At 50.2% G+C, this 22,709-nt stretch carries 21 protein-coding genes and 1 pseudogene; 13 read left to right on the top strand and 9 right to left on the bottom strand.

The features are described 5' to 3' along the window. Window position 1: 1 nt before the first annotated feature. Window positions 2-1,186, bottom strand: coding sequence for a magnesium transporter (locus A3L08_RS08075; protein WP_088854524.1), 1,185 nt, complete (start codon window positions 1,184-1,186; stop codon window positions 2-4). Between the two features lie 169 nt (window positions 1,187-1,355). Here A3L08_RS08075 and A3L08_RS10015 point away from each other — a divergent pair, with 169 nt between their 5' ends. Both A3L08_RS10015 and A3L08_RS10010 read left to right on the top strand, forming a co-directional pair. Further along, a complete protein-coding gene (locus A3L08_RS10015; protein ID WP_198362108.1) occupies window positions 1,356-1,604 on the top strand; it encodes a hypothetical protein in 249 nt (82 codons plus the stop codon). Next, window positions 1,601-1,921, top strand: coding sequence for a hypothetical protein (locus tag A3L08_RS10010; protein WP_198362107.1), 321 nt, complete (start codon window positions 1,601-1,603; stop codon window positions 1,919-1,921). The genes A3L08_RS10015 and A3L08_RS10010 overlap by 4 nt, the downstream gene beginning before the upstream one ends. 183 nt (window positions 1,922-2,104) lie before the next feature. On the opposite strand, the gene A3L08_RS08065 is transcribed toward A3L08_RS10010, so the two are convergent. From A3L08_RS08065 to A3L08_RS08045, 5 genes are all read right to left on the bottom strand, one after another. Then, window positions 2,105-3,340 (bottom strand): 5-methylcytosine restriction system specificity protein McrC, encoded by a 1,236-nt coding sequence (locus A3L08_RS08065; protein WP_157721603.1) that lies wholly within the window; start codon window positions 3,338-3,340, stop codon window positions 2,105-2,107. Then, window positions 3,330-4,463, bottom strand: a complete 1,134-nt coding sequence (locus A3L08_RS08060) for an McrB family protein (protein WP_088854522.1) — start codon at window positions 4,461-4,463, stop codon at window positions 3,330-3,332. The genes A3L08_RS08065 and A3L08_RS08060 overlap by 11 nt, the downstream gene beginning before the upstream one ends. Beyond that, on the bottom strand, window positions 4,460-5,881 hold the full coding sequence (locus tag A3L08_RS08055; RefSeq protein WP_088854521.1) for a restriction endonuclease subunit S: 1,422 nt from the start codon (window positions 5,879-5,881) through the stop codon (window positions 4,460-4,462). Before A3L08_RS08055 ends, A3L08_RS08060 begins: the two co-directional genes overlap by 4 nt. 12 nt (window positions 5,882-5,893) lie before the next feature. Continuing rightward, window positions 5,894-8,026, bottom strand: a complete 2,133-nt coding sequence (locus A3L08_RS08050) for an N-6 DNA methylase (RefSeq protein WP_198362106.1) — start codon at window positions 8,024-8,026, stop codon at window positions 5,894-5,896. A gap of 225 nt (window positions 8,027-8,251) precedes the next feature. Continuing rightward, window positions 8,252-9,619, bottom strand: a complete 1,368-nt coding sequence (locus A3L08_RS08045; RefSeq protein ID WP_088854519.1) for an ATP-binding protein — start codon at window positions 9,617-9,619, stop codon at window positions 8,252-8,254. Between the two features lie 204 nt (window positions 9,620-9,823). On the opposite strand from A3L08_RS08045, the gene A3L08_RS08040 reads away from it, so the two are divergent. Both A3L08_RS08040 and A3L08_RS08035 read left to right on the top strand, forming a co-directional pair. Further along, complete coding sequence (locus tag A3L08_RS08040) at window positions 9,824-10,123, top strand: SHOCT domain-containing protein (RefSeq protein ID WP_232461705.1); 300 nt, start codon at window positions 9,824-9,826, stop codon at window positions 10,121-10,123. Window positions 10,124-10,300: 177 nt separating this feature from the next. After that, entirely contained in the window at window positions 10,301-10,591 is a 291-nt protein-coding gene (locus tag A3L08_RS08035) for a hypothetical protein (protein ID WP_232461704.1), read from the top strand. A 70-nt stretch (window positions 10,592-10,661) separates the two neighbouring features. Here A3L08_RS08035 and A3L08_RS08030 read toward each other — a convergent pair whose 3' ends face one another. Beyond that, on the bottom strand, window positions 10,662-11,267 hold the full coding sequence (locus A3L08_RS08030) for a TRASH domain-containing protein (RefSeq protein ID WP_088854518.1): 606 nt from the start codon (window positions 11,265-11,267) through the stop codon (window positions 10,662-10,664). 108 nt (window positions 11,268-11,375) lie between these two features. Here A3L08_RS08030 and A3L08_RS08025 point away from each other — a divergent pair, with 108 nt between their 5' ends. From A3L08_RS08025 to A3L08_RS07990, 8 genes and pseudogenes are all read left to right on the top strand, one after another. Next, a complete protein-coding gene (locus tag A3L08_RS08025; protein WP_088854517.1) occupies window positions 11,376-13,775 on the top strand; it encodes a heavy metal translocating P-type ATPase in 2,400 nt (799 codons plus the stop codon). 33 nt (window positions 13,776-13,808) lie between these two features. After that, window positions 13,809-14,114: a thioredoxin family protein gene (locus A3L08_RS08020; protein WP_088854516.1), complete on the top strand. Its 306-nt coding sequence runs from the start codon at window positions 13,809-13,811 to the stop codon at window positions 14,112-14,114. 42 nt (window positions 14,115-14,156) lie between these two features. Continuing rightward, a pseudogene (mobA, locus tag A3L08_RS08015) lies at window positions 14,157-14,764 on the top strand (molybdenum cofactor guanylyltransferase MobA). 24 nt (window positions 14,765-14,788) lie between these two features. Next, a complete protein-coding gene (gene nikR / locus A3L08_RS08010) occupies window positions 14,789-15,205 on the top strand; it encodes a nickel-responsive transcriptional regulator NikR (RefSeq protein WP_088854515.1) in 417 nt (138 codons plus the stop codon). 132 nt (window positions 15,206-15,337) lie between these two features. Beyond that, entirely contained in the window at window positions 15,338-16,030 is a 693-nt protein-coding gene (locus A3L08_RS08005) for an FmdE family protein (RefSeq protein WP_088854514.1), read from the top strand. Window position 16,031: 1 nt separating this feature from the next. Beyond that, the gene (locus A3L08_RS08000; protein WP_088854513.1) at window positions 16,032-17,150 is read left to right on the top strand and encodes an iron ABC transporter substrate-binding protein; all 1,119 of its coding nucleotides are present in this window, start codon (window positions 16,032-16,034) and stop codon (window positions 17,148-17,150) included. 5 nt (window positions 17,151-17,155) lie between these two features. After that, complete coding sequence (locus A3L08_RS07995) at window positions 17,156-18,190, top strand: FecCD family ABC transporter permease (RefSeq protein ID WP_088854512.1); 1,035 nt, start codon at window positions 17,156-17,158, stop codon at window positions 18,188-18,190. Next, window positions 18,187-18,933, top strand: a complete 747-nt coding sequence (locus A3L08_RS07990; protein ID WP_088854511.1) for an ABC transporter ATP-binding protein — start codon at window positions 18,187-18,189, stop codon at window positions 18,931-18,933. Before A3L08_RS07995 ends, A3L08_RS07990 begins: the two co-directional genes overlap by 4 nt. Here A3L08_RS07990 and A3L08_RS07985 read toward each other — a convergent pair. Further along, window positions 18,930-20,159, bottom strand: coding sequence for an FprA family A-type flavoprotein (locus tag A3L08_RS07985; protein WP_088854510.1), 1,230 nt, complete (start codon window positions 20,157-20,159; stop codon window positions 18,930-18,932). The genes A3L08_RS07990 and A3L08_RS07985 overlap by 4 nt on opposite strands. Window positions 20,160-20,464: 305 nt before the next feature. Between A3L08_RS07985 and A3L08_RS07980 the strand changes: the two genes are divergently transcribed. Beyond that, entirely contained in the window at window positions 20,465-21,637 is a 1,173-nt protein-coding gene (locus A3L08_RS07980; RefSeq protein ID WP_088854509.1) for a V4R domain-containing protein, read from the top strand. Window positions 21,638-21,862: 225 nt separating this feature from the next. On the opposite strand, the gene A3L08_RS07975 is transcribed toward A3L08_RS07980, so the two are convergent. Further along, on the bottom strand, window positions 21,863-22,513 hold the full coding sequence (locus A3L08_RS07975) for a peroxiredoxin (protein ID WP_088854508.1): 651 nt from the start codon (window positions 22,511-22,513) through the stop codon (window positions 21,863-21,865). Window positions 22,514-22,709 lie beyond the last annotated feature (196 nt).

Genomic DNA, 22,709 nt, shown 5'->3' with positions numbered 1-22,709 from the left:
CTCAAACCATCAGACGGGCCACCAGAACCACGAAGAGCGTCGATAATATATCTGCCAGCGTCGTTATCGTTGGCACTGTTACATTGTCCGGGTCGAGTCCGAGCCTGTCTCCGAGTATCGCGGTGAAGTAGGCAACCCACATTGCCACGAAGACGATGAAGGGGTAGAGGAGAATGAACGGCAGGACTATTCCAACGGTCTTGCCAAAGAGAAACCGAACGACGCCGATGCTTATGAGGTTTCCAATGAGGGCCAGCGGGAAGGCCAGGGCAGTGTAGGTTCCTATCTCCAGGAGGATTGAGCGGCTGAAAAGGCCTTCCAGCTCTCCAAGGTGTATCTTTGTCGAAGTTTTTGCTCCGATTATCGAGCCTATGTTCCCGGTCGTGTCGAGGACCATAGGATACATCACGCTGAAAATCAGTGTCTTCTCGATGACCTCGCTGTAGGACTCGAGTAGGGATCCCGAGATGCTGGAGAGGAGTGCAAGCCCCCCCACGACCATAAGAAGCTCTCTCGTGTTTTCTATATCCCTCTTCGTGAGTTTGGCCCTCCACCCCAAGAGGAGCAGCAGGAAAACGGCAACGGCCGTCATAAGGGCAAACTGGGAGCGATGGGGATAGAGAAGCATGAACCCAACGAGCAGTGGGACCGTTATAAGGTCCGCAACAGAGGTAATCACCGGAGCCGCTACGGAATCGGGGTCAAGGCCTTTTTTAAACGGAATTATCGAGACCAGCGCGGTGGAATAACCGAGGATCAGACTCGCATATACCGTGGACATAAAAACTATCAGGAGAACCGCCACAGCTACTCCCGGGTCTCCAACCTTTATCGCGCCCACCGTCCAGAGGAAGATAACCGGAATTAGAGAAAGGACTATGCTGAGAAAAATGTTTCTCATGACTTTTCTATCCCTGAGGCTCGGCTCCATTTCACCGAGGTAGAGCATCGTGGAGAACCTCGAAGCGAGGGCCCCAAAGATGTTACCCCTCATTCCCATAAGTCCCGGGAGAATGACGAGAATTATCGGGTAGCGTGTCCTTATCAGGGTGAAGAACTTTCCGAGGAATACTCCCGAGAAGAAGTCAAGGAATACACAGACTACCAGGGCTGGAAACGACACCAGGAGGGCGTCTCTGATGAAGCTCTGCCTTCCTGATCCGTTCCTGCCTACTGCAAGGCTCATCCCTGTCACCCCCCATCCCTGAGCACCTCCCTGGAATCGTTTTGTTCCACAGGGGTTTGTCCATTGACGTTATAACTTTTTCCTCTCTTGCTCGAACAGCCACTAATTTTGTGGTATTGGTAGCAATCCATAAATAACTCTTCGAACAAAACTCCACCAGGCGGACCGGATGGGTTCAAAAGTATCCCGGGTGTGCCGGACTCAGGAGGAGGCAAAGAAGCTCTACGACAGAATCAGCAGATTCTACGATTTGTTCGCTTTTCCCGAGGGGAAATACCGGGAGAGGGCGCTGGAGCTCCTCAGCATCAAAACCAGAGAAACGGTTCTAGAGATAGGCTTTGGAACGGGCCATGCCCTGGTGAGGATGGCCGAGCTTGTGGGGAAGGAGGGAAAGGTCTATTTGATGTCGTCTTCATGAGCTTCACCCTTGAGCTCTTTGACACGCCCGAGATTCCGAAAGTGCTCGGCGAGGTTAAAAGGGTTCTAAAACCTGGCGGAAGGTTTGGCGTGGTGGGTATGTCAAAGGGTGAAGGGCTGACCGTGAGACTCTACGAATGGCTTCACGAGAGGTTTCCCCAGTACCTAGACTGCCGGCCGATTGATCTCCCTGAGGTCGTGAAGGGTGCTGGCTTTGTGGTGGTGCACGAGGAGGAAGGGCGGATTTTCGGGCTTCCAGTTACAATCGTCATCGCATTAAAACCCAAGAGGAATCACCATGGGGAGGGCACTCGTTAGAAGGCTCACCTCCACGACTACTGACGTACCTGCCCCTCATGAACGTCTGGATTGAGGTGAACGTCCCGGTGGCGCTGGTCACGTCATCTGCTGGCCTACTTCTGTTTCTGAGGGCGGTTTATAATGGCATCAGGGAGAGGGGTTAATTCTGGCATAAACGCGAGGCTTTTGGGGCCTGAGTTTTTATTCCTCTTTTAGATTTACGAGACAGTATATGTACTCCCTCAAGGTGCTCTCAGATTTTTTAATGTCACTAAGGTCATAGTACATGACGTGAACTTGTCTCTCTTTAAATCTAAATACTTCGGTAGAAGTTCTTTTTCCCCATGAAGGATAAATTAGCAGGCTATTCTTAATACCAAATTTCTCAGCGTAGAGCAAGATTTGATAAAAGTCATCAGTGACCGGTTTAGATTTATATTTTGCATCAACAACAAGAACTGGCTTGTCATCTTTTAAGATTAGGTAATCCAGTTCTAAGCTGTACTTATTATTATCATCAAAGAGTTGCTGAGTAGGGTGTAACTTAACACGATACTCGTATCCCAGTTGTTCTTTCAAAACTGCATATAGATAATTTTCAAAGACTTTGTTCATGTATACTGCAAAGGCTCTAACCTTAAACCTCTTTGGAGATCTAAACTCCAGAGTTGAATTAGCTATAAAAAACATGCATAAATTGAGTATGCTATAATAGTAGCTTCTGCTATTTGGGAGAGCCCGAAAAGTTAGTATCTTTTCGATTTCTTCTATAAAGCTCATATTTTTTGGCAAACTAACATCCTTGAACCATAAGTATTTCTTAAAAAGCTCATTTTTTATTTCATCTCCTAGTAAGTTGGAGTACATATTAATTAAGCTCCATAGCGTGAACTTTATGGAGCTATTAACTATGTTATCCTTCGAGAGCTCAAATTTCTCACACACTACTTTTTGTTGGTTTCCCCTTAGCCATTCATTGATCGTTTCTTTGGTTAGCACTTTTCCTTTTATTATTTTGTCTTGGGTGACATGCTGTGAAGTTTTTAGAAATCCCAGCCTTTTCAGTTGTTCTAACTCGGCCAATAATGCAGTTATTAGGAAATGGAATACATTAGGGTGTTCTATCCCATATTTTCTTCCCGCTTGGGCAATCTTCTTGATATCCTTTATATCCAACTTTATCCCCTGCGCTTTATAGAACATATAAAGAAAATCTTCCACTGGGGCTTTTGGACTAACCGTTAGTATAATGTCATCACTCAATGGAAAAACACCTACGTAATCTCTCGCCTTAATTTTAACTCCGCGGGGGGAAATATCAACTATATCAATGAATTTTTTTACATCTGGGGGTATGCTCCTAATTGGTATGAAGGGATTGTCTTTAAATTCAGGTATCTCACTTATATCCTGCCATTCCTTGAGGTCAATCCTCAAGTTCAAGGCCCTCCCAGTAAATCCTCTTGATCGTTTCATACGTCTCTTTTTGCAGATCTGTGAAGTATTCCTTCAAGAGAAATGAGAGCTGGTGATTCCAGAGCAACTTTAGATCCTGCTTGGATTTTACATCTTTAAAGTACGCATGCCCAAGGGGGTAATATTCCTGGATCTGCTTGAAAACGTTGATAATCTTCTCTATTAACTCCTCTTCAACCTCATTTTTCACAAGCATCTTCCTGAGAACATTTGGATCTGGATTGACCTCAAAGAACTTAAACCGCCTCATCAATGCAAAGTCTAGATCAACTGTGGACTTGTCTATTGTGTTCATGGTTCCAATGATGTAAAGATTTGATGGGATAGTTAACTTTTCTCCAGAGTACAGCAACCTAATGGCTTCCTTTCTATATTCAAGCGCGGAGAATATCTCTCCAAAAACTTTTGAAAGATCCGCTCTGTTTATCTCGTCGATTATGAGGACGTACTTTTTGTCTGGATTAGCATCTGCCTTTTTACATAACTTTTTGAAGACCTTGTCCTTAATATTGAATTTTATAATCTTCGTCTCCTCATCTACCTCAGGAAAGATGCTTTCTACGAAGTCTTCATAGGAATATGAGGGATGAAACTGAACAAGTTCAACGTTATTAGGATCATTGGTTATCGCAAGTGCCAGTCCCTTTGCATAGTATGTTTTACTTGTTCCGGGGGGGCCGTATAAAATTACCTGCTTGTAGTTTTCTATCGCCTCGAATACTTCCCTCATCCTTGGATCTTCTAAGTTTATCTCGGGGATAGGAGCGATTTCACGTGGTGGATTCCAGACTTCTAGGCATATATTCATGGCATCTAGAAGGTCATCCCAATCGGTGATAAGAGTGCGCAGTCTATCTCTGTATGCCCTCAGATAGTCATTGAGCACATAATCTAAATAGTCCCTCTTTATATTGGATGGACAGTACGGATTGTTAACAATAGCCTTAACCACCCGGGGATTTTCTTTGTGGTCATTGTACAGGCTTTCTAGAACCCTTGGATCATCAGTAGTCTGGGCTAATGATAAAGCTCCTTTCTCAGTACGTGGAATATCCCTAAGCCCAGAAATACCATCCTCTTTCATGACTCATCCCCCACACTCTTTAAGCCAAGAAGTCTGTTGAGTTCTTCCATAGCTTGAGAATGAAGTTGTTTAGAAAGCAGAAGATTGTTTATTATGTTTTTCATTTTATCCGAGATTGTACGCATGTCATTAGCAGATAGTATAGGAACTAGGATTTCTGATATATCCTTCTCAAGGACTGCTGGATAATTAGCATTGCTCATTCTTTGGGTTAGTTGAATTAGACCATATTTAGATTTTAAGAATGCGCATAGATAGTAGCTATCTACTGGGCTATTTGGTTTTGGATATGAAACAGAGAACCCAGTGGTTGCTATTGCACCGTCATACCGAGAATCAACAACTGCTATTGCGCCCCTGTAAGGTCTTGTTAAAGGGATTAGAAGCGCATCTTTCCTAATTATTTTTCTTGCCCTGCTTGGTGCATTAGAGCCTTTAACTACACTATGGCTAGATATGAATCCATAGGTAATATCCACATCGGCAATTTCTACGTAGATAAATTCATCAATCTCTGAGGGGTTAATAGTTTCTCTACTAAATTCCACTAATTTAGACATTTTTTCTATTTTTAAACCAGAGTTTTTCAATAAGTCCAAGACTTTTAAGAATCCAGGAAAATAAAAATGTGGATCCAAGCGCTCATATTCGAGAACTTGAGAAAACTTATATGTATAACCTCCTAATTTCTCAAAATCTATATCTCCTAAGTTCTGCTTAAAAATTTCTTGGATCTCTCTCCTTTTCTCTTCAGCTTCAATCTTTTTATCTATAGCTTCCTTTAGTTTGTTCCCTATGGAGTCTTGGATCTCCCTTGGAGGCAAGAGTACGGGCAAGTCTTCAATATCCTTAGGGTACAGATGAACTGTTTGTCCTCTTACTGAATAATTAAGGAGATACTTTCCAATAGCGCTGTTAAGGTATAGTGTAAGGTAGTAAGGATTAATCTTGGAAGTATCTGGTCTTAATCTAATAAGTTCTCCTATGCAAATCGCCCTCTCATTTTTATCAAGGCGTACTATTGAGGTGTTCGTCCCAATGTATCCTTCAGCATGGGCAGCAGATAGCACAAGTATATCTTCGTTTTGTAGACGCCCTTTTTCAGATGCATTATATGCTTCTTCTGTTGTCGTTTCACAGTTTGTGAGGTCTACGAAAAATAAACTCGTCAAATTTGCTGGCTTTACTATCTTAACGTCTCCATTCTGTGATAGAGGCAATCCACTTCTCCCAGAAGAAGGAGGCAATTTTAGAAGTTCTACTAATGGTACAATGTCATATCCATACTCCTTAGCTATTTGGTTAAGGTGCTCAATGCCTTTAACCTTCTTCGGATGGGCCGAATACGGGTCAGCACGATAGTTTCTTTTGAGTTCTTGGAGGTTCAGGACTACTGAAATATTTGAAATGGCCCTCATACCCCTTCCCCCTTACAGGTCTGCTCTCTCAATTTTCTCTCTCCACACTGGGCAGTATCCCTTCTTGTACCAGTCGCAACATTCCTCGATTTTTGAATTCGGGTCTTTGCACGGCTCGCACATCCGTCCTAATCCCAGATAGAACCTCCAGTCACACAATACCTTTCCTAGGTCATTGTGATCAGGGTCAGGTGGAGTGTCCTGTTTGTTGAGAACATAACCAAGGTGCTGGGGTAAAGCGCCAAAAATTTCATAGTCTTCCGGTGGATTTCTTAGTTTCTGATAAAGGATTACTGCGGTTTTAACTCCAGTCCCTGCAGCTTTGAATGCATTGTGGGGGAACTCAACGATTGCATGTATCCGTGAATTCCTATACAGGAATCTTCTTACATACTCATCTTCGCTGTTGGATAGAACCCCTGTATCAACAACTGTGAATACATATCCACCCTCTTTAACGAACCTTAAGAACTCCTCTAGGAAAACAACCTGTTTAGGTAGTGCCTCTTTGAAAAGAATGGGTTCTCCATCCTCGTTATAGTAGATGGTGTGTTCATCTCCTGTGGCACTGTCCTTTATGGTAAGTTTCGTGGAGTAGTCATATACGTCTTCGACAGTAATCCACTCCCTCCCCAGTTTTTCTTGGATCTTGGAATAGAGGAATTCTCCGACCTTGGATTTCCCTCCTACTTTGTCATACAAGATCCTAGACGCAAGTTTTTTGATGAATGAGTCGGGCAAAGAGTCTATGCTTAGGGATAACTCCCCGTCAATTAAAATTTCGCGGTTAAGTTTGTCTTTAAGAGCGTCAACTATTTCCTTCTTGGATTTTCCTTTTGTTGGAATTCCATGTTTTTGGGCGAGTCTCTTTAATAGTTTGCTTGGTAGATCATTAAATTTGATCTCATATTCTTCTCTTGTCTCTCTGATTTTCAGCTCTTTTAGACTTTTCCTGTAGAAATCTACTACGTCCATTTCAAACTGCTTTTCTATCAATTTTTCGGCGAGTTCCTTGCTAATATCCCCAAGCCAGAGTTCCGTTGCTAGTTTATATTGACAAAGAATGTATGGATCAGTTACCATCAAGTCTTGACTACCCCTTCCAAAAGGAGGGTTCGTTATTATTAAGTCAAATCCATTCTTGATGTGCGGATGCTCCTTCACCCATTTCAACTTTACAATCTCAGAGATGCTTTTGAAATCTCTCCTCTTGCTGAGTTCTTCCAAAGTTGGCCATTTTATGTTATATTTGTGATGGAGGGATATCAATTTATCAAGCAACCTAAAGAGAGTCTTGACTTCTTCGGATTCCAAATCAATCTCGTTTTTCTCTTTAAGGTCATCAACTATTTGTGCCATTTCTTTCAGTTCATTAATAGCCTCTCCAACATCCCTTTGACGTATTCTTTTGATCTTCTGAAGCTCACTAGGAAGTTCTTCCAGAAGCTTCTGAATCAGATTCCAATGAACCAGAAATCCATACCAATTTAATGAGTCTGCGTTTTCTATGTTGGTTGCCCCGTCTCCATGGAAAATCATGTTCCAAGTTGCCCAGCTTGCGACTTCGGGACTTATATCTATTCCGAATAGGTTGTCGGAATATACTTTCTTAAGCTCCATGTCGGAGATTTCGTATTCTCTTTTGATTCTATTTGCCCAGTGCACCAGATATCTACCTGAACCACAGCAGGGATCACAAACTGAGACTTTAGTTACGTCCACATCTTTTGCCTCGAAGATAGATCCTATCATCTCAACAACCGTCAGGATTATGTTCTTTGGAGTGAAGAATCTTCCTTCTTTTTTATCGAATACCCCACTATGAGCTGCAAGAGTCTCAAAGAGGAGTCCAATGAAGTCTTCCTCACGTTCAAGGCCTTCAAAGAACTTATCAGCTCTAAGAAGTCTTTGTTTTACTCTCTCTATCTTGGCCTCAGGAAGCCTTTCAGGGCTTATCGCGTTCAGGGACTCATTTATTAGTCTCTCTAGAAGAGGATTGATATTACTGTGTTCTCTTTTGATTTTTTGCAATGTCTGCTCCATCATTCTTCTATCTAATTTTTCTAGATCTTTTTTCAACTCTACTATCGGATCTTCGCTCTCATTACTCTTTTTTTCTTTGTATTTGTCAAGAACGGTGAGCATTAAGGGTAGTAAAATCTTTGTATCGTTTAGCTCTTTATATAAAAAGTCATGCACTTTTTGAATCTCGATAATCAAACTGGACTGGGCATTATTAGAGTGTGCGCTCATAGTTCATCCCTCCTAACTATAACTACCAACTCTAGAGTCATATCTTCCATTTGGTACTTTAAAATCTTTTGATAGCAGTATTGAGAAACATTATGAATGCAAATGTATAAATTCGTGCTAGCCTATTGTCCTGTGAAAGTCTCCAATGTCAAAGACCAGGTATCCCTCCTCCCTCAGCCCCTCCTTGTCCTCAACGTGCCTTGCGATAAGCCCGTGGTACCTCTTCTCCCCTTTGATGTTGACCATCTCGCTCTTCTCCTCCAGCCTCCTGAGAACCCTGAGAGCCTCTCTACGGGAGAGCTCTTTCCATTTTGCCTCAAAGAAACCGGCCTCATTGGTTAAGCTGTTCACAGCCACGAGGTCTATCTCCTCCCCCTTGTCCCACCACCGCCCTATCTTCGTGAACCTGAACGGCAGCTTGCCCTTTGCGTTAAGCGCCATCAGGAACTCTCTGGCAACCCTCTCAAAGACCTCGCCAAGGTATACGTTGAAGTCCTTCCTGAGGTCATCAAAGCTTATCGCCCCAATCTCAATGTCGTCCCTGTAGGGATACACGAAGCGGAGCCAGAAGCGGTAGTAGAAGTCCTTAACCCTGTAGATGCCAAACCTCCGCCTCTGCCTAACCGTCACCGGAAACTCCTTGTAAACGAGGTCGAGTGTTTCGAGGGTCTTCAGGTACTTCGGCAGGTTGGTCACCGCGACTTTCGTCTCGCTGGCTATCTCTGTGAGCTTTGTCTTCCCCTCGTTTATCGCTCTGAGTATGTTGAGGTACGTCACCGGCTCCCTCAGCTCGTCTTTCAGGAGTCTCTCGGCGTCCTCGTAGAGGATGCTCACCCTGCTGTAAAAGTTGCGCTCTATGTTCTCTTCGACGCTCATGGAGTCGTCGAAGTACTGGAGGTACGCGGGGATGCCGTCTATGGTTCCATAGACCTTCACGAGGTCCTCCCAGGAGTAGCGGGGAAACGCTTCCCGAAGGTGGAAAAATCCGAGTGTGGAAAGCTTAATCTGCGCCGTCCTCCTCCCGTACAGGGGGTTCTTGTAGCTCATCAGGCTCTCCATTGTGGATATCGAGGAACCCATGAGGATCAGCATGATTTTCGAGTCCATGAGTATTTCGTCCCAGATGTACTGAAAAGTGGAGGGGATGGACTTGTTCTTCTCGACCCAGTAGGGGAACTCGTCTATAACGAAGATCAGCTTCCCAAACTTTCTAACCTCTTCAAAGAACTCCTCCAGGTTTCGGGCCTCTATGAAGACGTTGAACTTCCTGTTGAAGCTCCTGAGCAGGCGGTCGAGCTCAAGCTCCATCGGCTCCTTTCTTGCCAGGAAATAAAAGCTCTGCCTCCCCTTGATGAACTGCTTCACAAGCTCCGTTTTCCCGATCCTCCTTCGCCCGTAGATGAGCACCAACTGGGCCCTGTCCTGGGCGTAGAGCCCTTCAAGGGTCTTGAGTTCAGGTTCGCGGTCAATGAACTTTAGTATCATGATATTAAATATCACGTTATTAAATTTAAGCGTTTCGGAGAGCCAATGCCCAACCTTGGCCCTTCGCGGAGGTTGTGCCGGCAGATATAAAGTTTTTCCCGTTATTTGCTTTATATTGTGTAAAAATTTCCTTGAGGACCTTTCCTATCTGTCAATAATAAGCCCTATAGCCTTTCCCACTGAGAGGCCACTGGAGGTATCAGAATGATGTTTGAAAGCGTTGGAAATGAATTCCTGGCCCACGTTGGAGAAGGAACATGGGGGTGGCACGACATGATGGGATTCGGCTGGTTTGGCTGGTTTGGGATGCTGTTCATGGTCATCTTCTGGGTAGCCGTGATAGTGGGTATAGCGTGGCTGGTGAAGTGGCTCTCCGAGCAGGGCTCAGGTGGGAACAGGAGCTCAAGGAGAAGGGCGCTTGAGATCCTCGACGAGAAGTACGCACGTGGCGAGATAGACGACAAAGAGTACGAAAGGCGGAGAAGAAAGCTTCTGAAAGAGTGACATCTTACCGCTTTATTATTTCTTCTTTTTGAATGCCTTCAACTGGCAACGCAAATTACGACTTCATCTTTTCATTCCTGAAAAAATCAACCTTTTTGGTTGCCAATCTGCGAATAATAAGCATATTATTCCTTCCGACTGACCGCCCTATGGAAACAACGCAAGAGGTGATGCGGAATGGAGTGGAAGTCGCTCTTCATAGGGCTCCTCATAGGGGCGCTCATAGCCGTTCCCCTGGGGATGGCACACAGTGGAGGATTCGACATAGCCGAGAAAACCGACCTGCGCTGGGGCTTCGGCCCAATGGGCGGCTATGGCATGCACGGTGGAATGATGGGCTACGGCATGATTGACGACGAGATGTACGCGCAGATGCAGGACTACATGGTCAGCGGCAACTTCACGGAAATCCATGAGGAAATGGAGGCCGAGATGGAGGAGCACATGGTATTGACTGGAAAGAAATAAAGGAGATGCACGAGGCCTGCGAGAGGTACATGGGTATCGAGGAAGATGGAGAGGAGTGATAGACCATTCCTCACTGGGAGTGCCCTTCGTGGGCGCTTCCTTCTTCCTTCGGCTTGAACTTTTCTATGCTTTCCCTCGTCTTCCTGAACTCCCTCAGACAGGTCGGGCAGCAGAAGAAGTAGACCTTGTTGCGGTATTTGTATACTATGGGCTCCCCGACTATTTCCTTCCCGCAGTAGTCGCACTTGAAGGGCACCTTGACCTTCGGTGGGTTCTTCCTCTCCACGCTCCCCAGAATGGGCATTATCTCGATGACCTCGAAACCGGCTCCCTCGATAACCTTTCTGAGCTCTTCCATGTTTTCAACGGCTATCTTTATGAGGTACTTCCTGCTCGTGAAGCGGTTTATCTCGATTATCTCCTCGAACTCGTTCATCTTCTCGGGCTCATCCGTCTTCACGATGAGCGCGACGACGTTGTGCGCCCTGAGGAGCTCGGGGTTGAGCTTTACGGTGTAGCCCTGGATTACCCCCTCCTTCTCCAGCTTCTCAAGCCTCGCCCGAACGGTCGGCCTGCTCACGCCGAGCCTTTCCGCCAGCTCCGAGATGCTAAGCCGCGAGTCGTCCATCAAAAGGTAGATGAGCTTCAGGTCGAGTTCGTCCATCTTCACGTCCATCCCCGTCCAACTTGGTTCCAAACTATAAAAATTCTCCGGTTCTGCTTTCCAGATTGTAAAAAATAACCCCAATAAAGCCGGCAACGTAGTAACTAACAGGTGAAGAAAATGGAGATCACTCTCAAGGTCAGCGGCATGACCTGTGCGATGTGCGTTAAAACCATAGAGATGGCCCTCAAGGAGCTTCCGGGCGTTAAAGACGCCAGGGCAAACCTGGGGACCGAAACGGTCCTTGTGAAGTTCGACGAGTCGGAAGTGGGCCTGAATCAAATCATCAAGGCCATCGAGGACGTCGGCTACACCGTGGTGCGCGAGAGGAAAGACGTAGTCCTCAAAATCGGCGGAATGACGTGCGCCATGTGCGTCAAGACGATAGAGGCCGCGCTCAAAGAGCTCCCCGGCGTTCTTGAGGCCAGCGTAAACCTGGGAACCGAGACGGCCAGGGTAAGCTACGACCCGAGCGTGGTTGACATTGAGGACATCAAAAAGGCCATCGAGAGCGTGGGCTACCAGTTCATCGGCGTGGAGGGAGAAGAAACGCACGACGTCGAGAGGGAACTGAGGGAGAAAACCCTAAGGGACATGAAGAGGAAGCTGGCCGTCGCGTGGGGCATAGGGATAGCGCTCTTCGCCTCAATGCAGGCCGGTCGCTTCGGGCTCGAGATACCCTACCTGATGCCGCTTCAGTTCGTTCTGGCGACGCTTGCAATAGCCTACGCCGGCAGGGGGATATTCGGGAAGGCCCTCTCCTCGCTCAGGCATAAGAATTTGACGATGGAGGTCATGTACTCCCTCGGCATAGGCTCGGCATACTTTGCGAGCGTTTTGGCGACCGTTGGAATAATCCCCAAGGAATTCAACTTCTACGAGGCGAGCGTCCTGCTCATGGCCTTCCTGCTCCTTGGGAGGTACCTCGAAACGAGGGCCAAAGGAAGGACGAGCGAGGCAATAAAGAAGCTGATAGGCCTTCAGGCGAAGAAGGCCACCGTCCTGAGGGACGGGGAGGAGGTTGAAGTCCCGATAAGCGAGGTTAAGGTGGGCGACGTCGTCATAGTGAAGCCCGGCGAGAGGATTCCGGTTGATGGCATCGTCCTTGAGGGGGAGAGCTACGTTGACGAGTCCATGATAACCGGCGAGCCGGTGCCCGGCCTCAAGCGGGAGGGCGACGAGGTCATAGGCGGAACGATAAACAAGAACTCCGTCCTCAAAATCGAGGCGAAGCGCGTGGGCAGGGACACGGTTCTGGCCGGGATAATAAGGCTCGTCGAGGAGGCTCAAAACACGAAGCCGCCGATACAAAGGCTGGCGGACAAAATAGTGACCTACTTCATCCCTGCCGTGCTTACCATAGCGCTCCTCTCCTTTGCCTACTGGTACTTCGTGGCGGGTAAGCCTCTCCTCTTCGCGTTCACGACGCTCCTCAGCGTTCTGGTTATAGCGTGCCCCTGCGCCTTCGGACTGGCAACTCCAACCGCTCTAACGGTCGGCATGGGCAAGGGGGCCGAGATGGGCATACTCATCAAGAACGGTGAGGTGCTCGAGATAGCGAGGAAGGCGACGGTTGTCCTCTTCGACAAGACCGGGACGCTCACCAGAGGCCAGCCCGAGGTTACGGACGTCATAACCTTCGGGATGGACGAGAAAGAGCTTTTAAAGCTGGTTGCCTCTGCCGAGAGGCGCTCCGAGCACCCGCTCGGCGAGGCTGTGGTGAGGAAGGCTGAGGAACTCGGCCTTGAGCTTGAGGAGCCCGAGAAGTTTGAAGCGATAACAGGGAAGGGCGTTAGGGCAGTAGTCAGCGGAAGGGAGGTCTTGGCGGGCAACAGGAAGCTCATGGTTGAGAGTGGCCTAAACCTCGATGAAGTCGAGGAAACCCTGAGAAAGCTTGAGAACGAGGCGAAGACGGCCGTAATAGTTGCGGTGGACGGGAAAATAACTGGAGTCCTCGGCATAGCGGACACGATAAAGGAAGGCGCCAAAGAGGTCATAGAGGAGCTCCACAGGATGGGCAAGAAGGTGGGTATGATAACCGGCGACAACAGGAGAACGGCCGAGGCGATAGGAAGGGTTCTTGGCGTGGATTACGTCCTCGCGGAGGTTATGCCGGGCGAGAAGGCCAACGAAGTGAAAAAGCTCCAGGAAAAAGGGGAGATAGTGGTCTTCGTTGGGGACGGCATAAACGACGCACCAGCCTTGGCCCAGGCCGACATCGGCATAGCCGTTGGAAACGCGACCGACATAGCGATGGAGAGCGGCGACATAGTTCTCATGAGGAACGATCCAAGGGACGTGGTGAGAGCTATAAAGCTCAGCCAGAAGACCCTCGGGAAGATAAAGCAGAACATCTTCTGGGCGATGTTCTACAACACGATACTCATACCCTTCGCCGCCGGTCTGGCCTTCATCCTCTTCGGGATAGAGTTCAGGCCGGAGTGGGCCGCTGGGGCGATGAGCATGAGCAGCGTGAGCGTCGTTACAAACTCGCTCCTGCTCAAGAGGGCCAAAATCTAAGCCCTCTATTCCTATTTCGCGGAGGTGCATAAGTTGATAGTTGAATACGACGGAAAAACCGACTTCGAAAGCGGAAAGGTCGTACTCTGGTTCTCCATCCCCGGCTGTCCACCGTGCAGGCTCGTCGAGAGCTTTATTGAGGATGTCAGCAGAGAGTTCTCGGAGATTAGGATACTCCACGTAAACGCGGAGGAGTGGAATGACCTCGTGAGCCGCTTTGACGTCCTCAACGTCCCGACGCTGATCTATCTAAAGGACGGGAGGGAGGTGGCGAGGCAGAACCTGATAAGGAGCAAAGAGGAGGTGCTGGTAAGGTTCGAGGAGCTGGCGCGGCTGTAGGGCCACGCTTATAACCCTTCCCCCATCCTTTGTTGGGGAAGGATGATAGGCGCCGTGCTTGCCGGCGGAAGGGGAGAGTGTTTCGAGGAAAACAAGTTCTTTTCAAAGTTAACGGTAAGCCCTTCCTGCTCCACGCACTTGAGCGTCTGGAGAAGGCGAGGAGGATAGAGAAAATCGTCCTCGTGGGTTCCCCAGGCAACAGGAGAAATCTGGAGCAGTTCGGCTACGAGATGGTGGTGGACGAACTCACAGTGGGTCGATGGGGGATACACTGCCCTTGTAGTGAGGGATGCCTTCGTGGTGGCAGAGGACATGCCCCTCTAGTCCTGGAGTTCATTGACCACCTCATAGAGCGCTTTTGTGGGACCAAAAAACTCGCGTGCATCCCAGATGGAGCAACGGTTACCTCGAACCGCTCCACGCAACCTACTCTGTGGAGTTCCGCGGAGTTCTTGAGGAAGCCCTTGGCAGAGGTAGCTACCTACTAAACCAGGCAATAAGGGAGAGCGACGTCTGCTATGTCGAGATAGAGGCGCTCCCGGAGAGGTGGGGGGAGCTTCTTCAACGTGAACACGAAGGGTGACCTAAGGAGAATTCGTGGCTCCGCAATCCCCCAAAAGGTAGACGTTCAAAGCCGAAGGTTGCACTAAACTTGAAAGGGAGGTTGACGTATCATAGGTGTAATACGTTTCGGTGTCTCCGTTCCTGAGGAGCTTCTTGAGAAGTTCGACCGTATAATAGAGGAGAAGGGCTACGTCAACAGGAGCGAGGCCATACGCGATATGATGCGCGACTTCATAGTCAGGCACGAGTGGGAGCAGGGCGACGCTGAAGTGGCCGGGACAATAACCTTGCTCTACAACCCCGACGAGGTCGACGTTGTGAAGGAACTCCTTGATCTGCAGCATGAGTACATAGATGAAGTGGTCTCGAGCCTCCACGTCCACATGGACGAGCACAACTGTCTTGAGGTCGTTATCGTCAAGGGAAAGGCGAGCAGGATAAAGGAGATAGCGGACAGGCTGTTGAGCCTGAAAGGGGTAAAGCACGGCAAGCTCGTCATGACCGGAACCGGAAAGGAGCCGGTTTAGGGTTTGCTGGGGCGGTCTTTATTTCTCCTTTTGGAGTTCTTCATGGGCTAGACGTTTGCAACCTCCGGTTAATAACACCCAGATTAGAAAACTGTTAAAAATCGTGCTACTTTATCCGAAATTGGTGATACCATGCTCACGCTCAACAGGCTCGTTGAGGAGAGGGACGCCGAGGGCATCCTCGAGTACGCGAGGGAATTCCACGGGCACGTCTGCCCCTACCTCGCGCTCGGGATAAGGGCCTCCCTCCTGGCGATGGAGGAACTCGGCGTCAAAAGGCTCGACTACTCCGGCAGCGTTGATGAGAGCATTCTCGCGATAGTCGAGGTGAACAGCTGCTTCACGGACGGCGTGCAAGTTACGACGGGCTGCACCCTCGGGAATAACTCGCTGATCTATCTCGACCTTGGAAAGACTGCCTTGACGCTCGTGAAGCGCTCTACGTGGGAAGGGGTGAGAATCTACGCAGACGCGGAGAGGCTGGCCCGGTACTACCCACCCGGGGCGAGGGAGCTCTTCAACAAAGTCATCCGGGAAAGAAGGGGAACTCCGGAGGAGAGGGCAAAACTCAGGGAGCTCTGGGAGGAAGCCGCTCACAGAATGCTCCACCTGCCGAGGGAGGAGTTCAAGGTCGAGCGCGTTAAAGTGCCGCCGATAGAGCAGGCGCCCATATTCGATAGCGTGCGCTGCTCGAAGTGCGGTGAACTCGTCATGGAGACGAGAGCTGTCCACGTCGATGGAGAGACCTTCTGCCTCCGCTGTGCCGGGGAGAGGTACCTCGGCGTGGTCGGCAGGGGGATAATCGAACTCGGAGGGATGGAGTGAAATGAGGAAATTACTTTCCCTTTTCCTCATCGTGCTGGTTGTATCCCTCAGCGGCTGCATAGGGAGCATGAACACGGGGGGCACTGGTAAGGAGACCGTGACCGTCACTGACGCCCTTGGGAGAACGGTCGAGGTGCCGGCGAAGGTGACGAAGGTTGTCGCCGCTGGGCCAGGGGCATTGAGGCTCATCGTCTACCTCAACGCTAGCGACATGGTGGTTGGTGTTGAAGATTTTGAGAAGCGCTACAACTTTGGGAGGCCCTACATCATAGCCCATCCCGAACTCAAAGAACTGCCCAGTATAGGCCCCGGCGGGCCTGGCAAGCTGCCTGACGTCGAGGCCCTGATAAACCTCAAGCCTGACGTGATATTCCTAACCTACGTCGACGTGAAGACCGCCGACGATATACAGGAGAAGACCGGAATTCCGGTCGTGGTTCTCAGCTACGGCGAGCTGGCAACCTTCGACGACGAGGAGCTCTTCAAGTCCCTTGAGCTCGCTGGCAGGATACTCGGAAAGGAAGAAAGGGCGAAGGAGGTCATAAACTTCATCAAATCCGTCCAGGACGACCTTTCAAAGCGCACTGAGGGTGTGGAGCCCAAGAAGGTCTACGTCGGTGGGATCGGCTACAAAGGCGCCCACGGCATAGAGAGCACCGAGGGGAAGTACCCACCGTTCGTGGCGGTTCGCGCGGATAACGTCGCCGACGAACTCGGCAAAGGGCACCACTCAATAGACAAGGAGAAGCTCCTCGAATGGCAGCCGGACTACATCTTCATCGACGAGGGTGGACTAAAGCTCCTCCTCGACGACTACAGGAAGAACCCTGACTTTTACAGCTCGCTGAAGGCAATAAAGAACGGCAACGTCTACGGCCTGCTCCCGTTCAACTTCTACACGACAAACATAGGCACTGCGCTGGCGGATGCATACTACATCGGAAAGGTCCTCTACCCAGAGCGCTTCAGCGACGTCGACCCAGCGGAGAAAGCAGACGAGATATACACCTTCCTCGTCGGGAAGCCGGCTTACAGGGAGATGGCCGAGCAGTTCGGCGGCTTCGGAAAGATAGACCTTGAGAACGGAACTGTTAAGTACTCACTACCAACCTCACCGTGATGGCCATGGACTACGAGAGGTACGTGGCAAGAAAGCTCTCCATTGGCGTTCTCCTTTTCCTCTTTACGATTCTGGTCAGCCTCTACTCGCTATCCCACGGCTCCTACTCAATCCCCCTCAGGGAAGTGCTCGACGCTCTCCTTGGAAAGGGGAACGAGAGCGCTCACCTTGTCGTCTGGAAGGTCCGCATGCCCCGTATAGTGGCCGGTCTCCTCGTAGGCTCTGCACTTGCCGTCGCTGGCGCTGTGATGCAGGGATTCCTGAGGAACCCCCTTGCCACGCCTTTCACGATGGGCGTTTCCCACGGGGCCATGTTCGGTGCCTCCCTCGCCATAATCCTCGGTGCCGGCTATGCCGAGAGCTCTGGAAGGATATCCCTCGACAACCCCTACGCCGTCGTGCTCTTCGCATTCATCGGCGCAATGACCGCGGTCGGGGTGATTCTGCTCCTGGCAAGGCTTAAAGGCCTGTCCCCGGAGGCTATAATCCTCGCCGGAGTGGCCATGAGCTCCCTCTTCGTCGCCCTCACCACATTCGTCCAGTACTTTGCCGACGAGCTTCAGCTGGCGGCGATGGTCTACTGGAGCTTCGGCGACCTCGGCAGGGCCACGTGGAGAGAGGACGCCATAATGCTGGCCGTGTTCACTCCGGTCTTCATATACTTCGTCATAAAGAGGTGGGATCTGAACGCTTCGGCCGCCGGCGATGAGGTGGCAAAGAGCGTCGGCGTTGAGGTCGAGAGGGTCCGACTGATATCGACCTTTCTCGCGGCGCTGATAACGGCCGTCAGCGTTGCTTTTGTCGGAGTTATCGGCTTCATCGGTTTGATAGCACCGCACGCCATAAGGCTCGTCGCCGGTGGTGACTACCGCTTCCTGATACCGCTTTCAGCCCTCGCGGGTGCGTTCCTGCTCGTGACGGCCGACACCGTTGCCAGGCTGGTACTGGCCCCGATGGTGCTTCCGGTGGGGATAGTGACGTCGTTCCTTGGGGCACCGACGTTCATATACCTGCTCGTGAAGATGGAGGGAAGGAGATGAAAGCTATAAAGGCCAGAAACCTCAGCTTTTCCTACAACGGCGCCGATGTTCTGAAGGGGATAAACCTTGAGGTTGAAGAAGGCGAGTTCTTGGCGATTCTCGGCCCGAACGGGGCAGGAAAGAGCACCCTCCTCAAGTGCATCTCAGGAATCCTGAACTGCAGGGGCGTCGAGGTCTTTGGGAAACCCATCGGGGAGTATTCTCGGAATGAACTGGCCAGAATAATCGCTTACGTGCCCCAGAGAACCGAGCCGGGCTTTATGACGGTTTTCGACACCGTTCTCCTCGGAAGGAGACCTTACATGGGACTGAGGCCATCGAAGAAAGACCTCGAAGCTGTCAAAAGGGCGCTCGAAAGAATGGGGATAGCTGGCTTTGCCCTGAAAATCACCAACAAACTGAGCGGCGGCGAGCTCCAGAAGGTGGGCATAGCCCGAGCACTGGCCCAGGAGCCAAAGATTCTTATGATGGACGAGCCGACGAACAACCTCGACATAAGGAGCCAGCTGGAAGTCATGCGCCTCGCGAGGGAGTTCTCTGCAGAGGGCGGCACGGTCATCATGGTGATGCACGACGTCAACCTTGCCCTCCGCTTTGCCGGACGGTTCGTCTTCATGAAAAACGGCAAAATAGTGGCGGACGGCGGGAGGGAGATACTGAAGCCCTCCATCTTCCGGGAGGTTTACGGGGTTGACGTTATAATAGAAGAGGTGAGGGGAATCCCCCTCGTCGTGCCCGTTTAACTGATCCAGCTCACGAGCTTTCTTACCCCTTCGCGAAGCCTTTCCTCGTCTTCCTGTGTTGGCATACCCCTGCTCTCGACCGTATCGACGAGATCGAACTTGCTCCTGCTGATGAGGGTTTCTATCTTCTTACCCGCGACTCCTCCCCAGCCGAAGGCCCCCACGACGAGGACAGGCTTCTCGTAGTTGGCCTTGTCGAGTATTTCAAAGAGGGCGTAGCGTATGCGCGGGTGTATGTCCGCCTCGTATGTTGAGGCACCGATTATCAAAGCCTCGCTGTCCGGAACCTCGCCGAGTATGTCGCTCACCGCTGGGACCTCCTTGTCCGTGAAGCGGTAAACGATGGGATTCTTGCCGAGCTTCTTCAGCTCATCGATAACGATGTTCATCCTCCTCTCGACGAAGCCGTACATCGAGTCGTAGATTACCAGAACCTTATCCTTGGTCGGAACGCCGGCACCAACGCGCTCGTAGTGCTCGAAAATCCTCACGGGGTTCTTTCTCCACACGAGTCCGTGGCCGGGCAGTATCATCCTGGCGCTTTCAACGATGCCGAGCTCCTTGAGCTTCTTTATGTTCTGGACGATGTACTTGTGGTAGTGGCCGATGACGGTAACGATGTACTTGGTGACGTGGGGTAGATACTCTTCCACAACTTTCTCATCGCTGTCGTCTATCGTTTCCGGAATCCCGTATCCGCCGCCTGCATCGCAGCTGAATATGAGCCTGTCCTCGACGACGTAGGTTATCATCGTGTCGGGCCAGTGGAGCCAGGGAACTGCTATGAAGCGGAAGGTCTTTCCACCTATATCCATCTCCTCGCCGTCCTTGGCGACCTTGAAGTTCTCCACGACCTTGTCGCCGTAGAAGCCCTGGAGGAGGTTCCTCGCGAAGGTGGTGCCTATAAGCTGTGCCCTGTAGCCGTTCTCTTCAAGAACCTTCGGCAGTGCCCCACTGTGGTCAGGCTCGGTGTGGTGAACTATGATGTGCGTTATCTCCTTCGGGTCAACGAGCTTTTTCAGTGCGTCCATGAAGAGGTCTGCATACTCGGCTTTGCTGGTATCGAAGAGCACAACCGCGTCTTTCAGCTTCATCAGGTAGGAGTTGTAAGTTATGCCCTCGGGGATGTCCCATGTTGCCTCGAAGTACCTGATCTTGCCATCGTCAATCCTGATGATGTACAGTTCGGGGTCGGTGCAGAGCTGCTCAACCCTAACTTCAACCATTGGCATCACCGTAGGGAGTTCGAAAGGACGGATAAAAAGGTTTTCATTGAAAAAGTGGAAATTCGAAAAGGGAACTCCCTTCAGGTAGAGAACCGCCAGGGTTATGGCGTAGAGCAGCTAGCCCTTCTTTCTCATGCTTAAAAATCTCCAGAAACTTTAAATTACCCTGCTGAACTCTGTATAATGGTTCAGATTGCATTGTGAACGTGGACTATTGTATCAGCATTAATACCATGACATTTCAAAAAAGTTTAAGTGCTTGAGAGCGTGCTTACTGGGGGGTGAGAGGGTTGTTATCAACCGGTATGGAGAGACTTGATGAGATCCTCGGTGGCGGGATCCGAGAGGGACTCAACGTCGCCCTCATCGGTTCCTTTGATGAGGACAACCTCCTCCTGATGCACCAGATGGCGTATAACTTACTCAAGAGCGGCCACCGCATTCTCGTCGCGGAGTTCCGACAGGCCCCGGACGTTCTCAAGGAATGGCTCTCGTATTACGGGATCAAGTACGATGACTACATTGAAAACGGCCGCCTGAAGATCCTGGATGGGTTTACAAACCTCTATTCATCTCAACCTGTGCGAGGAGAGGGCATAATACCCAACCCGCGTGATCTTGGGATAACTGCGGGGATAATCCAGAATGAGCTCACCTCCGGTAACTACGACGTTCTTATAATCGATGACCTAACAGTTCTCTACGCTCTCCACTCAGATAAAGACGCGTATATCCGGGTGATAATAAGGTTCATCAACTCAATAAAGAAACTCGGGAGGCAGGTGTTCGCAGGGATAAACTCTGAGGTTACTGAGAAGGGAGACCTCGCGAAGCTTCTCCTTCCCTTCGAGTACGTCATTGAGGTAGCGAACGGTCGGATAAAGCCCCTCAGGTCTTACTACCCCCTCAGGCTCCCGGCGGGGCATATCCCGTACAGAAAGACCGAAAATGGCCTGGAGAGCACTTGGGATAGCTATTTATCCCTCCAGGAGCTTAAGAACAGCCTGTACCTGGATGATGAAGGCAACCTGTGGAGCGGAAGCGATAAGGTTCAAATAATCAACGAGGAGAGCGAAGCATCCCTCATTGAGTTCGTGTATCACTACCTTGGCCCAGGAGAGGGCAGGAAGTTCCTTTACCTGTGGGGGCGCTATGAGTTCCGCGGCGTTGGGGAGGCTTATAAAAACATACATGAGTCCCTCAGGGCCGTCCTTGAAGACATCGCCGCCTCAACCGAGACTTCCGGCGGTGGCAGACTGGAAATAGTCCAGCTAGAAGATGATCTAGTAGTCCTAAGGGGCAGGAACCTCTTCCCGCGCATAAAGGGGTTTAAGCATCCAGCTCACGTGAACTACGCCGGTGAAATCGCTCAGCTCCTGGAGGAGTATACCGGGGAAAAATGGGAAGGGGATGAAACCCGCTGTCAGGCGATGGGGCACAACTACTGCGAGTTCGTGTTCAGAAGGAAAGTTTCCTGACCAAAAAGTTGTTGGGCATGCTCTCAGAATATACGACTACAGCTCGGAGCTCTGATAAACTCCAAGGCCTGATTTCCCTTTCATTTTGATGGAGATGTCCCAGAAAAACATGAGTAAACATGAGTAATGTGGAGATATCTATTTTTAGTTTGTCCCATTATCTGGATCTTCTCAGAAAAAGAACCCAAAGCAAATCAGGAAGAAGCAAGCAAAAGGAGAAGAAGCTCACTCGAGCTTCTTGTGGCAGAACCACCAGTCGTAGCACTCGATCTCGCCCTTGGCCTTTGCTTCCTCGCGCTCCTTGATCTGCTCGACGGTCCCTGCGGGCGGAACTATGACCCTGTCGCCGATGAGCTCGTTGTTGGGCCACTTGTGCGGCAGGGCAACGCCCTTCTCGGTGCTTATCTTGAGGGCCTTCACAAGGCGGAGTATCTCGTCCCAGTCCCTGCCGACCTCGGCCGGGTAGTAGACGATGGCCCTTATGGTGCCTTTGTCGTCAACGACGAAGACGGCCCTGGCGGTGTGCGTTGAACCGCTCGGGATCATACCGAGCTTGTCGGCGAGCTCACCGCGGTCGTCGGCTATGACCGGGAAGGTTATCTCCTCGCCGAGGTTCTCCTTTATCCACTCCATCCACTTGAGGTGGCTGAAGACCTGGTCAACGCTCAGCCCAATCGGCTCGACGCCGAGCTTCCTGAACTCCTCGGCGCGCTTCTGCATGGCGTAGAACTCGGTCGTACAGACCGGGGTGAAGTCAGCCGGGTGGCTGAAGAGCACGAACCACTTGCCCTGCTCGGTGAAGTAGTCCGGCAGCTTTATCCTGCCGTGGGTGGTGTTAACCTCAACTTCCGGGAACTTTTCTCCTATGACGACCATTTTTCATCACCTCTCGTTTTTCTGTGTCGTCTTCACTATAAACCTAGTAGGTTCGAATATATAAACCTTTCGGTTCGCCTAACGGCATTAACTTTGTCGAATATCCAAGCTATTTAAGAGCCCACCGGTTAGCCATGCAAAGAATGTGCTCCATTGCTCGTCATTGTGAAAAAAAGGCTAGAGAGAGTTTGTCAGA

Source organism: Thermococcus pacificus (genome assembly GCF_002214485.1).
In the GTDB taxonomy this organism is placed as follows: domain Archaea; phylum Methanobacteriota_B; class Thermococci; order Thermococcales; family Thermococcaceae; genus Thermococcus; species Thermococcus pacificus.
Note: the sequence above shows the minus strand (reverse complement) of the source record. Positions and strands in the feature narration are given on the sequence as shown.